At 65.8% G+C, this 14,613-nt stretch carries 11 protein-coding genes; 2 read left to right on the top strand and 9 right to left on the bottom strand.

Translation table 11 applies throughout. The annotated features are described in order from the left end of the window. Nucleotides 1-48 precede the first annotated feature (48 nt). Nucleotides 49-1,632, top strand: coding sequence for a GMC family oxidoreductase (locus ACFPPA_RS14900; protein WP_377321282.1), 1,584 nt, complete (start codon nucleotides 49-51; stop codon nucleotides 1,630-1,632). Nucleotides 1,633-1,739: 107 nt separating this feature from the next. On the opposite strand, the gene ACFPPA_RS14895 is transcribed toward ACFPPA_RS14900, so the two are convergent. Then, nucleotides 1,740-3,656 carry a M48 family metallopeptidase gene (locus ACFPPA_RS14895; RefSeq protein WP_377321280.1) on the bottom strand — a complete coding sequence of 639 codons (1,917 nt, stop codon included), beginning with the start codon at nucleotides 3,654-3,656 and terminating at the stop codon, nucleotides 1,740-1,742. A gap of 56 nt (nucleotides 3,657-3,712) precedes the next feature. After that, on the bottom strand, nucleotides 3,713-4,300 hold the full coding sequence (locus ACFPPA_RS14890) for a LemA family protein (protein ID WP_377321719.1): 588 nt from the start codon (nucleotides 4,298-4,300) through the stop codon (nucleotides 3,713-3,715). 55 nt (nucleotides 4,301-4,355) lie between these two features. Between ACFPPA_RS14890 and ACFPPA_RS14885 the strand changes: the two genes are divergently transcribed. Next, nucleotides 4,356-5,645, top strand: coding sequence for a serine hydrolase domain-containing protein (locus ACFPPA_RS14885; protein ID WP_377321278.1), 1,290 nt, complete (start codon nucleotides 4,356-4,358; stop codon nucleotides 5,643-5,645). 82 nt (nucleotides 5,646-5,727) lie between these two features. Here ACFPPA_RS14885 and ACFPPA_RS14880 read toward each other — a convergent pair whose 3' ends face one another. The 7 genes from ACFPPA_RS14880 to ACFPPA_RS14850 all read right to left on the bottom strand — a co-directional run bounded on the left by ACFPPA_RS14880 (nucleotide 5,728) and on the right by ACFPPA_RS14850 (nucleotide 14,592). Continuing rightward, on the bottom strand, nucleotides 5,728-6,753 hold the full coding sequence (locus ACFPPA_RS14880) for an energy transducer TonB (RefSeq protein WP_377321276.1): 1,026 nt from the start codon (nucleotides 6,751-6,753) through the stop codon (nucleotides 5,728-5,730). A 325-nt stretch (nucleotides 6,754-7,078) separates the two neighbouring features. After that, nucleotides 7,079-7,669, bottom strand: coding sequence for a met regulon transcriptional regulator MetJ (metJ, locus tag ACFPPA_RS14875; protein WP_377321274.1), 591 nt, complete (start codon nucleotides 7,667-7,669; stop codon nucleotides 7,079-7,081). A 735-nt stretch (nucleotides 7,670-8,404) separates the two neighbouring features. Continuing rightward, nucleotides 8,405-8,800: a glycine cleavage system protein GcvH gene (gcvH, locus tag ACFPPA_RS14870; RefSeq protein ID WP_377321272.1), complete on the bottom strand. Its 396-nt coding sequence runs from the start codon at nucleotides 8,798-8,800 to the stop codon at nucleotides 8,405-8,407. Nucleotides 8,801-8,902: 102 nt separating this feature from the next. Beyond that, a complete protein-coding gene (gene gcvT / locus ACFPPA_RS14865; RefSeq protein WP_377321270.1) occupies nucleotides 8,903-10,003 on the bottom strand; it encodes a glycine cleavage system aminomethyltransferase GcvT in 1,101 nt (366 codons plus the stop codon). 87 nt (nucleotides 10,004-10,090) lie between these two features. Continuing rightward, nucleotides 10,091-11,992: an adenylyl-sulfate kinase gene (gene cysC / locus ACFPPA_RS14860; protein ID WP_377321268.1), complete on the bottom strand. Its 1,902-nt coding sequence runs from the start codon at nucleotides 11,990-11,992 to the stop codon at nucleotides 10,091-10,093. Then, nucleotides 11,992-12,906 carry a sulfate adenylyltransferase subunit CysD gene (cysD, locus tag ACFPPA_RS14855; protein WP_377321266.1) on the bottom strand — a complete coding sequence of 305 codons (915 nt, stop codon included), beginning with the start codon at nucleotides 12,904-12,906 and terminating at the stop codon, nucleotides 11,992-11,994. The genes cysC and cysD overlap by 1 nt, the downstream gene beginning before the upstream one ends. 288 nt (nucleotides 12,907-13,194) lie before the next feature. Next, nucleotides 13,195-14,592, bottom strand: a complete 1,398-nt coding sequence (locus ACFPPA_RS14850) for an amidase (protein WP_377321264.1) — start codon at nucleotides 14,590-14,592, stop codon at nucleotides 13,195-13,197. Nucleotides 14,593-14,613 lie beyond the last annotated feature (21 nt).

Below are 14,613 nucleotides of genomic sequence, written 5' to 3'. Positions count from 1 at the left end.
AAAGACTAGCATGGCGATCATGCCACTCCACTGCGCTTGGAGGTTCCCTTGGTCAACTACGACTACGTGATCGTCGGTGCCGGCTCCGCCGGTTGCGTGCTGGCCAACCGGCTCAGCGCGAATCCCGCCACGCGGGTGCTGCTGCTGGAGGCCGGTCCGTCCGACTGGAATCCGCTGATCCACATGCCGGCCGGCCTGGCCCGGCTGGTCAATCAGCGCAGCGTGAACTGGAACTACCACACCGAACCGGAGCCGCAGCTCAACCAACGCCGGCTTTGGTGGCCGCGTGGCAAGACCCTGGGCGGTTCCAGCTCGATCAATGCCATGTGCTACGTGCGCGGCGTGCCGGCCGACTACGACGGCTGGGCACGGGCCACCGGCGACGACCGCTGGTCGTGGCAGCAGGTGCTGCCGTGGTTCGTCCACAGCGAGGACAACAGCCGCGGTGCCGGTGCGCTGCATGGCACCGGCGGCCCGCTGGGCGTCTCCGACCTGCGCCATCACAACCCCTTGTCGAGCGCCTTCATCGACGCGGCCGCCAGCGCCGGCCATCCGGGCAACGACGATTTCAATGGCGCGCGACAGGCCGGCTTCGGCCTGTATCAGGTAACCCAGCGCGACGGCAGCCGCTGCTCCACCGCCACGGGCTTCCTGAAGCCCGTGCGCGGGCGCAGCAACCTGCATGTGCGCACCCGCGTGCTGGTCGAGCGCGTACTGATCGAACATGGCCGTGCCGTGGGGGTGCTACTGCGCCGCGGCTCGGAGCGGATCGAGGCGGGCGAGATGATCCTCGCCGCCGGTGCGATCAACACGCCGCAGCTCCTGATGCTGTCCGGGCTCGGCCCGGCCGATCATCTGCGCGCGCACGCCATCGACGTGCGCGCCGACCTGCCCGATGTCGGCGGCGAGCTGCAGGATCACCTGGACATCTGCACCCTGGTCGGCAGCACGCAGAAGAAGCTGACCTACGATCACCTCAACGAGCTCACCACGGCGGTGCGCTGGCTGCGCCACCACGACGGCCCGGGCAGCTCGAACATCGCCGAGGCCGGCGGCTTCGTGCGCAGCAGTCTGGCCGACGATGAGCGCTGCGACATCCAGTTCCACTTCGTGCCCGCGCTGCTGGACGACCACGGTCGCCATCGCCTGCCCGGTGACGGCTACACCGTGCACGCCTGCTACCTGCACCCGCGCAGCCGTGGCCGCCTGCGCCTGCACTCGGCCGATCCGGCCCAGCCGATCGCGATCCACCCGAACTATCTCGGCGACCCGGAAGGCCATGACCTCAAGCGGATGATCGAGGCGGCCCGGTTGTCGCGCGAAATCCTTTCACAAGCGGCCTTCGATGCCTACCGGGGCGCACCGGTATTCCCCGAACGGGCATTGGACACTGACGCCGAGTACGCCGACTTCATCCGGCGCAAGGCGGAAACCGTCTATCACCCGGTGGGGACCTGCCGCATGGGCAAGGACGACCGCGCCGTGGTCGACAGCGAGCTGCGCGTGCGCGGCGTGCAGGGCCTGCGCGTGGTCGATGCCTCGGTGATGCCGAACCTGCCCACCGGCAACACCAATGCGCCGACGATCATGATTGCCGAGCGGGCGAGTGCGCTGATCCTGGACGAGGATTGAGCGGATGCAGGGTCGACTTCTGTGGGAGCGGCTTCAGCCGCGATGCTTCTGCTCTGGATCATCACGACGAGAGCATCGCGGCTGAAGCCGCTCCCACAAGCGCCCCGTCAGCGCGCCGGCACCGGGCAGTGCAGGCTGGCGCAGATCACGCGCAGCAATTCGGCCTCTTCCACGCTGACCACGCCATCGGCATGAATGGCGCGGGCCAGGCTCTGGATCACCAGCTCCTTGGCCGGCGGCATCAGTCCGTCCAGGTCGTCCAGCGCGCGCTCGAACGGGGCCTGCCACGCCGCCGGTGGCGGTACCCACTCGATCGCCTCGCCGGGAAAGGCCTGCTGCATCGCCAGCAGCCAGGCACGGCGCGCGCTCGTTTCGTCGGAACAGCCAGCCGCCGCGACGACGGCGCAAACCAGGATCACGCTGTCGCGACAGGCCGGGAGTTTCTTCAGGCCATCGATCGGCGCACGGCGGGGTTGCCTCGCTTCCTGCAACTGCAGGCGCAGCAGCCGGGCCAGGCAATACTCGTTGAGGTCGACCCTGCCATCGACCTTGACGAGAGCATCGAGCGTGTCCAGCAGGGTCTGCTGACGTCCGTCCGGCAGCTGCTTCAACGCGGGAAACGCGATCGCGACGAGCGGTAGGCGCGCGATCGGCGCCAGCGTCGCCAGTTCGCCCGCCATCGTCTGCACCGTCTGCAGCACATCGTCGCCAAACGCATCGGCCACGATGCGGCGCTGCGCCGGCTGCAGTTCGGCTTGCAGTGACAGCGCCAGCGCCAGCATCACCGCAAGCGCGGATTCGGGATGCTGCACGGCCTCGCTCAATGCCGCCGGCATCGCCTGATGCACAGCGGCGGCTCGCTGGAAGCCCGCTGCTGCTGCGGCCGGGCCGCCGGCTGCCGCCGCGCCACCCGCCAGCACGGCAGGCAATACCGGAGGCATCGCCATGCCCGGCACTCCCAACGGGCGGCCGGGCTTCGAGGTTTCCGTCGCATCGGGTGGCGCTTGCGCGGCATGCTGCATCGATTCGGCCAGCCGGCCCAGCTCTTCCTCGCGAAAGCCCGGCTCCAGCGCACGGATGCGCTGCAGCAACGGCGGATGGGTGGCGAACAGTGCATTGAACGAGTCCGCCTCGCCGAACAGCATGTGAGCCACTTCGTGCTTGTTCGCTACCTGCAGGCGGGAGCCTTCGCTGAGGATCGCGATCTTCTTCAGCGCACCGGCGATGCCGTCGGTCTGACGGGTGAACTGCACGGCCGAGGCGTCAGCCAGCGACTCGCGCGAACGCGCCACGGCGGCCTGGATCAGCCGCGCAAAGAAATAACCGATATAGCCGACCACGATCAACGCCAGGCCGATCATCCAGACCTGCCCGCCGCCACCGTCGCGGCGGTTGCTGCGACCACCGCCGAACCAGATCACCCGGCGCCCCACGATCGCCAGTACCAGGATGCCGAACAGCAAGCCCATCAGGCGGATGTTCAGTCGCATGTCGCCGTTCAGGACATGGCTGAACTCATGCGCGATCACGCCCTGCAACTCGTCGCGACTCAGGTTGTCGAGGCAGCCCTGGGTCACGCACACGGCCGCATCGGCGGTCGAGTATCCGGCGGCAAACGCGTTGATGCCCGGCTCGTCGGCCATCAGGTAGATGTCCGGCACCGGCACACCCGACGCGATCGCCACCTCCTCGATCACGTTGCGCAGGCGGCGCAGTTGCGGATCGCTGGTGTCCGGAGGCACCGCAACCGCACCCACGCTCTCGGCCACGCTCTTGCCGCCACCGGACAGGCTCATGATGCGGAACAGCGAACTGAGCACGATCCCGCCCAGCACCAGCATGGTGCTGGCGAACAGCAGCGGCAGGTTCGATGGCGCCGGCTCGCCGGCCCTCGGGTGATGGCCCATGCTGAACCACACCACCGCATCGATCGCCACCACGATCGCGATCACGGCCAGCACGAACAACCCGACCAGTCGCCGGCTGCTGCCGCGTACGCGGGCCTGTTGCGCAAAGAAATCCATGGAGTCTCCAGCGGCTGAAAGGATGCGTCGCGGCAATCGCCGCGACGCAGCGGCAATCAGGTGAAGGAAACCTTCGGCGCCTCACGCACGGCCGGATCCTCGATCTTCAGCGGCTCGGCCACGGAAAAACCGAAGCTGTTCGCCACGACCGAGGCGGGAAAGACCTCGCGTCGGTTGTTGTAGCTCATCACCGAGTCGTTATAGGCCTGGCGGGCGAAGGCAACCCGATTCTCGGTCGAGGTCAATTCCTCGGAGAGCTGCATCATGGTCTGGTTGGCCTTCAGGTCGGGATACGCTTCCTGCAGCGCGAACAAATGACCCAGAGTTTGTGTCAAAGCATTTTCACTGCTCGCCAGCTGCTGCATCGCGGCCGGATCACCCGGGTTGGCCTTGGCACCGGCCAGCCCGCTGACTGCCGCGTTGCGGGCCTGCACCACCGCCTCGAGGGTACCGCGTTCATGGGCCAGGTAGCCCTTGGCGGTTTCCACCAGATTCGGAATCAGGTCATGCCGGCGGGTCAGTTGCACGTCGATCTGTGCAAAGGCGTTCTTGTAGCCGTTGCGTGAGGTGACCAGTCCGTTGTAGATCGCCACGAAGTACAAGACAATCAGTACGACAACAACCAGAAAAATGATCAGACCCATCGTCAAGCTCTCCACCCTGAGGCGCATCCCCACGCCGGAACCCCGCCAGAATACCATGCAGTATCAAAAGATCTTCCTGCTGATCGCGGGCGCCTTCGGACTGGCCTGCACGCCCGTTTGCGCCACCTCTCCCGCCACGTCCCCTTCACCCAAAAGCACTCGCAGCGCGCCCGCAAGCCTGCCACCGGCGCGCATCAGGCAAACCATTGCCGACTACAAGCGCTGGCTGAACCGTATTGCCGAACGCGATGCCGTGGCCGGCCTGGTCACCGCCGTGGTGATCGACGACAAGGTGGTCTATGAAGGCACCGTCGGCTATGCCGATGCGGCCACCAGGCAGCCGGTCACCGCGGACACGGTGTTCCGGCTCGCCTCGCTCTCGAAAGCGTTCGCCACGGCCATCACCGGCCTGCTGGTGGACGACGGCAAGCTGAGCTGGGACACGAAGCTGGTCGACGTGTTGCCGTATTTCAAGCTCAAGGACATGCAGGCCGCCGATCAGGCCACGGTCGCCGACATCCTCGGTCAGAAGCTGGGCCTGCCGCGCAACACCTACGACAACATGCTCGAGGGCGACATCCCCTACGAGGAACTGGTGCGCAAACTGGACGAGGTCGACATGACCTGCGGTGTCGGCCAGTGCTACGGCTACCAGAACGTGGCGTTCGGCATGATCGGGGATGTGGTTCTCGCACGCACCGGCGATTTCTTCTATCACCAGGTCGACAAGCGGATCTTCTACCCGCTGGGCATGACCACGGCCAGCTACGGCCGCGCCGCACTGGAATCCAGCAAGAGCTGGGCGCACCCGCATCATGCGTCCCGCCATGGCTGGGTCCCGTTCGAACCCAACGAGACCTACTACCGTGTCGCGCCGGCGGCCGGCGTCAATGCCAGTCTGCACGACATGGAAAAATGGCTGATTGCGCAGATGGGCGGCCGCCCGGACGTTCTGCCCACGGCCTTGCTGGATGTACTGCATACCCCTGGTGTGGCCACGCCCAGCGAGCTGCACGCCACGCCGTGGCGCCGCGCGCGACTGACCGAAGCGCACTATGCGCTGGGCTGGCGGGTCTATCGGTACGGCGGCGAAACGCTGATCTATCACGCCGGCGCCGTGGCTGGCTATCGAACCATGATCGGCTTTTTCCCGAAATACCATGCCGGGGTGGTGACCCTGTGGAATTCCACCGGGCCCACCCTCGGCGGGCTCATGCCCATGGTGCTCGACGATCTGCTTGGCCTGCCGCATGTGGACTGGGCGGGCATCGAAGGCAACGCCAGGGCACCGGCCGAAACACCCAGGAAAAGACATCGCAGGCACCGTTCCACACGGCATCACTGACGCCCCGCTTGCCCGCAACGAGAAGCGGCGCATGAGAACCATGCGCCGCCCGGTTGCCGTGGTGGCACCAAGTACGGATCGACTAGAGCTTGAACTCGATCCGCTGCTGCTTGGTGGTGGAAACCGCCACGCCATTCTTCATCGCCGGAGTGAACCGGTAACGCTGCACCGCTTCCATCGCGGCACGATCGAAGACGCGCCGCGGCTGCGACTCGACCACCTTGATGTCGCTGGTTCGTCCGTCCGTATCGATCTTGAACGACAGCTGCACCCAGCCTTCCTGGCGCGAGCGCACGGCCGATGGCGGGTAATGCGGCGCTGCTGCCTGCGTCAGCACCGCACCATGGGTCTCGCCACCGGTTGCACCGCCCGCCGTGTCCCCGCCGGCTGCCGGATTGGCCTCGGTCGGCTGTGTCGACTTCTTCGCAGCACTGGCCTGGGCCGTCTTCTGCTGCTCGGCCTGCTGGGTCTTCTGCTGCTCGGCCAGTTGATCCGCCGCCTGCTTCTCGGCCGCCGCCTTCTGTGCCGCCAACTGCTGCGCCTTCTCCTGGTCCAGCGCCAGTTGCTGCTGTTTGTCCAGCGTCTTGCGCTGCGCATCGAGCTTGGAGCGCAGGATGGTCAACGTGAAGTTGGTCGGATCCGCCTTGGCCAGGAGATCGATCTGGCGCTGTGCCTCATTGAAGTCGCGCGAGTTGATCGCCTGTTCCGCCGACGTAGCGGCGAACGGGAACGTCTCACGCAAGGCGTCGGAGGCCACCTTGTTGCCGGGATCCTTTTCCAGCACACGCAGGTAGAACTCGAACGCATTGTTGCCGGCCGGTGCCAGGTAGCGCTGCGCACTCATCGCCGTGCGTGCTTCCCCGATCAGCTGGTTGACGTCCATCTCCGCCACATTGGCCGGAGGTGGTGGCGCCGCCAGCGTCGCGGCCACCACCGGCGTCGACGGGTGGCCGCCCGAGTCGGCCATGATCAGCTCCTGGTGAGGTTTGATGATCAGGAACCATGCGCCCACGGCGAGCAGGGCGATCACGGCAATGATGGCTATGACTACAGGCCTGACGGCCCCACGCGCATGCCGGCGTGTATCAAGTACGTATCGGGTATCCATGGTCTCTCACTGAGTGTCGACAGATACCCGCGCTTTTTCCCCCTGTAGGAGCGGTGAGTCCCCCGGACTCGCCGCGGCGCGGATGTGCGAAAGGTAACCCCAATGACGCAGCACGGCAAATAGCCGTCGCCATCCAATGGTTGCAGTTGGAACCTGTCCGGCGCCCAGGCAGGCGGCGGGCAACCGGCGGCACGAAATTCCACGACCCCACAAACGAAGCGTCCCGGCCAGGCCGGGACGAATCTTCTCGAAGTGCTTTCCCCGCGCTGGGCACCGCGGGGAAAGAAATCGACAGCGTGTCTTATTGTGGTTCAGCGATTGTTGCTTACTTCTTGGCCTTGGAGGCCTTGGCTTTTGCGGTCTTGGTGGCTTTGACCACCTTGGCCGGTGCAGCTTTCTTGACGGCGGCCTTCTTCGGCGCAGCCTTTTTCGCGACCTTCTTCACCGCCACTTTCTTCACGGCGGCTTTCTTGGCAGCTGCCGGCTTCTTGGCGGCAACTTTCTTGGCAGCAACTTTCTTGGCGGCCGGCTTCTTGGCGGCAACCTTCTTCACGGCGGCCTTCTTGGCAGCCGGCTTCTTGGCAACCGGCTTCTTGGCGGCGACCTTCTTCACGGTGGATTTCTTGGCGGCGGCCTTCTTGGCGGCCGGTTTCTTTGCAGCGGATTTCTTGGCAGTGGCCATGGTTCGTCTCAGCTCCTCATCAGTTGGCAGTGGTTGCCCAGTAAAAGCGTGCAGGAACGCCTCAACCAACAAATCGCTGTTGGTGGCGTGCCGAAGATTGTTCACTTGACGGTGGGTGCGCAAATCGGAAAGCCGCCGCAGAACATGCAACGGAATCGAGACCGTGATCTTGCGTACTGCATTGGCCTTTTCACCGTGTTCGACATAAGGCTTGATGAATTTTGCTGTTGCCATAACGCGCATTCCCCGTGATCTGCTGCGAAAGCTATCCCTGAAGATTTCTGGTGTCAATTGATTTCAGCCACGCAATTCGTCCGGGTCGCCCGGGCGAATCGGCCATGGCCCCGGCCCGACAAGGCTTCCGGCCTGTCACGGGTATCAAGTAAATGGACGTCCATACGTCCAGATACAATTTTCGCGATTATCATAAAGACCGCTTAAACCGCTACCGCACGGCGGTTTCTCAAAAATCGCCTCATCAACCATCGATACATGCATTGTCGGAAATGCACCTCGCCAGGGATCGCATCCGGGGCGATCATTTCGCGTTCGCCAGATGAACCGTGCACAACCGAAGAACATCCGCCGCGGAGCCGATCGGCCGGAAAAATGTTCGATATGCGTCCAGTACGAACCTCGACGATGCCGGCCACCCCATCTCGCGACCGCCGATTCCGGTCCACCCGAGGCAACCGATGCGGCAATTTTTTTCCCGACAGGCACTCGATGTGCGACCACGCATCCGCGGCGTCCATGTTCCGACGCACCCTCATCGAAAACGAGAACAGACGTCCGTCCCGATCGGCCGATGCGGGTTCGCAGCCGATGCGATTTACCGCGACGCGGATTCCCCCAGCGTCCTGGACACCTCACTCCGCGCCGACCCTTTCGAAGCCCCTCGATACGGCGGCCCGGAAACGACGCCGGCCGCACAAGGCGGCCGGCAACGTCACACGCGATGGCTGGCGATCAGTGGTCTTCGCTCTCGATCAGCGCCTCGTAGTCGTTCGCATCGAGCAGCTCGTCGAGCTCGGCGCGATCGCTCGGGCGGATCAGGAAGATCCAGCCTTCGCCGAAGGCATCCTCGTTGATGATCTCCGGCTTGTCGTTGAGCAGTTCGTTGACCTCGACGATTTCGCCGGAAACCGGCGCATAGATGTCCGAGGCGGCTTTCACCGATTCGACCACCGCGACGCCGTTGCCCGCCTTCACCGCCGCGCCGACTTCCGGCAGCTCGACGTAGACCAGGTCGCCGAGCTGACCCTGCGCGTGGTCGGAGATGCCCACCCGGATCAGGCCGTCGTCTTCGACCCGTGCCCACTCGTGGGATTTGAGAAATTTAAGATCGCCAGGAATCTCGCTCATGATCGGGTCCAGTCGTTGGGTTTGAGTCAGGGTACAGGCGGTGATTCTAGTGCGCGGTGGCACGCTAACCAATCCGCCGTGAGGAAAAACGCACGAAGTCGTTCAGATGCCGTCGCAGGCCTTGCCATCGCGCACGAACGGATACTTCACCAGCCGAACCGGGACTTCGCGGCCGCGGATGTCGACACGCAGGTCGCCGGGCGCGCCTGCCGGAATCCGCGCGAACGCCACCGCCTTGTCCAGGGTCGGCGCGAAGCTGCCGGAAAGGATCTCGCCCACGCCATTTGCCGTGAGTACGCGCTGCCCGTGGCGCAGCACGCCCTTCTCGTCCAGCACCAGACCCACCATCACGCGTGGCACGCCGGCGGCCTTCTGCTGTTCCAGCGCGGCCCGGCCGATGAAATCGCGGCCTTCGTCCAGCGCGACGGTCCAGCCGAGGTTCGCCTCCCATGGCGTGACGCCCTCGTCCATGTCCTGGCCGTACAGGTTCATGCCCGCTTCCAGTCGCAGGGTGTCGCGCGCACCGAGCCCGGCCGCTGCCACGCCGGCGGCGAGCAACGCCTCCCACAGCGCGACGGCATGCTCCTGCGGCACGACGATCTCAAAACCGTCCTCACCGGTATAGCCGGTACGCGCGATGAACAGCGGCATGCCGTGCGGCCCCTGTGCCGCCGCCGCCGCGAACTTGCCGAGCTTCTCGATACGCGGGCGATCCACCTCGTGCAGCAGGCCGAGCACCCTGGCCCGCGCATTCGGCCCCTGCACCGCGATCATCGCGAACTCGGGACGCTCCTTCACCTGCACGTCGAACGCGGCAGCCTGCTTCTCGATCCACGCCAGATCCTTGGCGCGGGTACCGGCGTTGACCACCAGCCGGAAAAACTCCTCGCCCAGGTAGTACACGATCAGGTCGTCGATCACCCCGCCCTGCTCGTTCAGCATGCACGAGTACAGCGCCTTGCCGACCACCTTCAGCTTGTCGACGCTGTTGGCCAGCAGGTGGCGCAGGAATTCGCGGGTACGCGGACCATGCAGGTCGATCACGGTCATGTGCGAGACGTCGAACATGCCCGCGTCGCGGCGCACCGCGTGATGCTCCTCGATCTGCGAACCGTAGTTGATCGGCATGTCCCAGCCGCCGAAATCGACCATGCGGGCACCGAGCGCACGGTGGGTGGCGTTGAGTACGGTCTTGTCGGTCATCGCGGGGCGCCTTGCAGGGGTAAGTCCCGCATTATCGCCGCCGGCCCGGAGCAATCCAAGCGGCGCGGGTCCGACGACCCGCCACCGTCACTCGTGTCCGTGGTGGATATCCGGGCTGACCAGCAGCTGCGCCGCGATCTGCTCGACCAGCTGCTCGGCCAGCTGTTCGGCCCGCCGACCGCCGCCGAGCAGGTGGATGTCCGGCGCCTCGGGCCGCTCGTAGGGCGCGTCGATGCCGGTGAAATTGCGGATCTCCCCCGCGCGGGCCTTGCGATAGAGCCCCTTCGGGTCGCGCCGTTCGCATTCCTCCAGCGAGGTGTCCACGAATACCTCCATGAACTCGCCCTCGGCGAACAGCTCGCGCGCCGAGCGACGCTCGCTGCGATACGGCGAAATCGCACTGACCAGCACGATCAGGCCCGCATCCACCATCAGATGGGCCACCTCGGCGATGCGACGGATGTTCTCGACGCGATCCTCCGGCGTGAAGCCCAGGTCCTTGTTGATGCCGTGGCGCACGTTGTCGCCGTCGAGCAGGTAGGTGTGATGACCCAGCGCGTGCAGCTTGCGCTCGACCAGGTTCGCGATCGTCGACTTGCCGGCGCCGGAAAGTCCGGTGAACCACAGGCAGAGCGGCCGTTGGCCCTTGCTGGCGCCGCGCACGCTCTTGTCGATATCGACGTGCTGCCAGTGCACGTTGGCCGATCGGCCCAGGGCGAAGTCCAGCATGCCGCAGGCCACGGTGGCATGGCTGTGGCGGTCGATCAGGATGAAGCCGCCAAGCGTGTGGTTGGTCGCGTAAGGCTCGAACGCGATCTCGTCGTCCAGCCCGATCGTGCAGTAACCCACCTCGTTCAGTTCGAGATGCCGCGCAGCCAGTTTGGCCTGGCTGTTGACGTCCACCTTGTGCTTGATCGACATCACCCGCGCATTCACCGTGCGGGTGCCGATCTTCAGGAGGTAGGTGCGGTTGGGCAGCAGGGCGGCATCGCCCAGCCACAGCACGTGGCAGTTGAACTGGTCGGCCACCGGCGCCGGACGCAGTGCATCGGCGATCACGTCGCCGCGGCTGGCATCGACCTCCCGACTGAGGCACAAGGTCACCGCCTCGCCGGCCTGTGCCCGCGGCAGGTCGCCGGCCGGGCCCAGGATGCGTTCGACGCGGGCCCGATGAACGCCCGGCTGCACCACGATCTCGTCGCCGCAGGCCACGCTGCCGCCGCTGATGGTGCCGGCATAGCCGCGGAAGGACTGGTCCGGCCGATTGACCCACTGCACCGGCATGCGGAAGTCTTCCGCACGAAACGCCGCCGCGTCGATCGTCTCCAGCAGTTCCAGCAGGCAGGCGCCGTCGTACCAGGGCATGCGGGTCGAACGCGAACCGACATTCTCGCCGGTCGGCGCCGCCACCGGCAGGCAATGCACCTGGTCGATCCCGAGGCTCTCCGCCAGCGCGACATAGTCGGCCGCGATGGCGTCGTAGGTGGCCTGATCGAAGTCGACCAGATCCATCTTGTTGACCGCCAGCACCACCTGCCGGATACCCAGCAGGCCACATATATATGTGTGCCGGCGCGTCTGCGGCAGCAGGCCCTTGCGTGCATCGACCAGTACCACCGCCATTTCGGCGTTGGAGGCGCCCGTGGCCATGTTGCGGGTGTACTGCTCGTGGCCGGGGCAGTCGGCGACGATGAAGCTGCGCCGGGTGGTGTGGAAGTAGCGGTACGCCACGTCGATGGTGATGCCCTGCTGGCGCTCGGCATCGAGACCATCGGTCAGCAACGAGAAATCGAGCGTGTCACCGGCCTCGGCATGCTGGCGACGGCTGTCGCGGGCCAGCGCTGCCAGCTGGTCGTCGGGCACCATGCCGGCGTCGTAGAGCAGGCGTCCCAGCAAGGTGCTCTTGCCGTCGTCCACGCTGCCGCAGGTGATGAAGCGCAGCAGGCTCTTGGCGGGCGCGGCGGCCTGGCTCGGGGTCGACGTGGTCATCAGAAGTAGCCCTCCTGCTTCTTGCGCTCCATCGAGGCGGTCGGGTCCTGGTCGATCACCCGCCCCTGCCGCTCCGAACTGCGCGATCGGATCATCTCGTCGATCACTTTCTCCAGCGTATCGGCCGAGGATTCCACCGCGCCGGTCAGCGGATAGCAGCCCAGCGTGCGGAAACGCACTTCGCGCATTTCCACCCGCTCGCCCTCGCGCAGGGTGAAGCGCTCGTCGTCGACCATGATCAGCGCGCCGTCGCGCTCGACCACCGGCCGCGGCTTGGCGAAATACAGCGGCACCAGCGGGATGTTCTCGCGCTGGATGTACAGCCACACATCCATCTCGGTCCAGTTGGACAGCGGAAACACCCGCACGCTCTCGCCCTTGCGGATGTGCGTGTTGTAGGTATTCCAGAATTCCGGGCGCTGGCTCTTCGGGTCCCAGCGGTGTTGCGCATTGCGGAACGAGAAAATGCGCTCCTTCGCACGCGACTTCTCCTCGTCGCGGCGGGCGCCACCGATTGCTGCGTCGAAGCCGTACTTGTCCAGCGCCTGCTTCAGCGCGGCGGTCTTCATCACGTCGGTGTGCACGGTGGCGCCATGGGTCAGCGGCGAGATGCCCTGACGCACGCCATCCTGATTGATATGCACCAGCACCTCGACGTCACCATCGGCGGCCACCTGTTCGCGAAACGCGATCATTTCGCGGAACTTCCAGGTGGTATCCACATGCAACAGCGGGATCGGCGAGCGCCCCGGGTGGAACGCCTTGCGCAGCAGGTGCAGCAGCACCGAAGAGTCCTTGCCGATCGAGTACAGCATCACCGGGCGATGGAAGCCCGCCTGCACCTCACGGAAGATGTGGATGCTCTCGGCCTCGAGATTATCGAGGTGGGAGCGCGATGCGGAAGTCAGAGTCATGGCATCAAAATCCCGAAATCGGTGACTGGAAAGGCAACACCAAAAGAAAACTGGCAACGCGCGCGAGAGACCATTCTAGGACCTGCACTCGCGCTTTCACCGAATGGCCGTCCAAATGATTTTTCACATCGACATAGCCTGAGGCCATAACCACAGGCGTGCAAGGGCCGCTTCTGCCGCACCACAGTGGAAGGCAGCTCGAAACAACCCAGATCGGATGCGTAGGAGCACACGCTGTGCGCGATGTTCTTTGCCAAGGGCCGCGGCCATCGCGCACAGCGTGCGCTCCTACGCCAGCACCGGATACGTCGGCTCGACATCCAGCGTCGCCGCGCATACCGCCGCCAGCTCCAGCAGGCGCAGATCCGAACCGCGCGCGCCGACCAGCTGCAGACCGACCGGCAAGCCGTTCGGCAGGTTGCCCATCGGCAGGCTCACTGCCGGACAACCGGCCAGGCTGGCGAAGCTGGTGAGGTCGGCCGCCGAATCCGGCACCGGTCCGTCCAGCGGAAACGCACCCTGCGGCGTGGTCGGCAGCACCAGCACGTCGACCTGGGAAAACAGGCGGCGCATCTTCAGGGTGGCCGCATCGAGCACGCGATCGGCCACTGCATAATCGGCGGCACTCTTGCCGGCGGCAAAGCCGAGCATGCGGCGGAACCGCTCCGACACCGGATGCGTCGTGTTGGCCAGGTCCGCGGCGAACGTGCCCAGCATCTCCGCCTCCATCAGCAACAGGCCCGCGCGGCGGGTACGGGCGAAATCCCAGTCCGAGAAATCGACCGTGCGGCGGTCGCCCAGCGCATGCGGCAGCTTCGCCATGGCGGCCTCGAACACCTCGATCACGTCCGCTTGCACACCGAGCGCGGCCAGATCCGGCAGCAGCCCCGCGCGCAGGTTGCCCGGTTCCCAGTCCGGCAGCGCGAACGCCACGCGCCGGCGCCGCGAGCGCGCGTCGTCGGCGTCGTAGCCGGCCAGCACCTGCAACAGCACGGTCAGATCGTCGGCGCTGCGCGCCAGCAGCCCGACCGCATCGAGCCGGCGCGCTGCCGGCACCATGCCGCGGGCGGAGATCTCGCCATGGGTCGGTTTCAGCGCATACACGCCGCAGTAGCTGGCCGGGATGCGGATCGACCCCAGGCTGTCCGAACCGACCGCAGCCACCGCCAGCCCCGCGGCGACCGCGGCCGCCGCCCCGCCGGAGGAACCGCCGGCACTGTAGCCATGACGGTGCGGATTGTGGGTGGCGCCGAAATGCGGATTGTCGGTGGCCGTACCCAGCGCGCCCTCATCCATGTTGGTCTTGCCGACCAGCACGGCGCCGGACGCACGCAGACGCGCCACCACGTGCGCGTCACCTTCCGCCGGCTTGTGCCGCCCCGGCAGCCCGGCCCGGGTCGGCCAGCCGGCCATGTCGAAATTGTCCTTCAGAGCCAGCGGGATGCCGTCCAGCCGCCCGATCACGCCGTCGCGCCTGCGGCGGTCGGCCATGTGCGCCTGCTCCTGCATCAGGCCCGAGCGCTGGTCGACATAGGCGTTGAGCTGCGGGTTGATCCGCTCGATCGCCTGCTGATAGGCATCGGCGAGCGCCTCCGGCTGAACACGACCCGCCGCCAGCCAGTGCAGCAGTTGGCACAACGATGCGCGGCGCAGGTCGAGATCAGCGAGAGGCGGGGTCGAATTCATGAATACTCCTTGTTATTGACC

Origin of the sequence: Rhodanobacter ginsengisoli (assembly GCF_042657065.1) — a bacterium.
GTDB classification, from domain to species: domain Bacteria; phylum Pseudomonadota; class Gammaproteobacteria; order Xanthomonadales; family Rhodanobacteraceae; genus Rhodanobacter; species Rhodanobacter ginsengisoli.
Note: the sequence above shows the minus strand (reverse complement) of the source record. Positions and strands in the feature narration are given on the sequence as shown.

Bases quoted from the DNA above. Each gene is read 5' to 3' on its own strand.
- ACFPPA_RS14895 (WP_377321280.1), bottom strand. From the start codon at position 3,656: ATGGATTTCTTTGCGCAACAGGCCCGCGTACGCGGCAGCAGCCGGCGA.
- ACFPPA_RS14880 (WP_377321276.1), bottom strand. From the start codon at position 6,753: ATGGATACCCGATACGTACTTGATACACGCCGGCATGCGCGTGGGGCC.
- gcvH (WP_377321272.1), bottom strand. From the start codon at position 8,800: ATGAGCGAGATTCCTGGCGATCTTAAATTTCTCAAATCCCACGAGTGG.
- gcvT (WP_377321270.1), bottom strand. From the start codon at position 10,003: ATGACCGACAAGACCGTACTCAACGCCACCCACCGTGCGCTCGGTGCC.
- ACFPPA_RS14885 (WP_377321278.1), top strand. From the start codon at position 4,356: ATGCAGTATCAAAAGATCTTCCTGCTGATCGCGGGCGCCTTCGGACTG.
- ACFPPA_RS14890 (WP_377321719.1), bottom strand. From the start codon at position 4,300: ATGGGTCTGATCATTTTTCTGGTTGTTGTCGTACTGATTGTCTTGTAC.
- metJ (WP_377321274.1), bottom strand. From the start codon at position 7,669: ATGGCAACAGCAAAATTCATCAAGCCTTATGTCGAACACGGTGAAAAG.
- ACFPPA_RS14850 (WP_377321264.1), bottom strand. From the start codon at position 14,592: ATGAATTCGACCCCGCCTCTCGCTGATCTCGACCTGCGCCGCGCATCG.
- cysD (WP_377321266.1), bottom strand. From the start codon at position 12,906: ATGACTCTGACTTCCGCATCGCGCTCCCACCTCGATAATCTCGAGGCC.
- cysC (WP_377321268.1), bottom strand. From the start codon at position 11,992: ATGACCACGTCGACCCCGAGCCAGGCCGCCGCGCCCGCCAAGAGCCTG.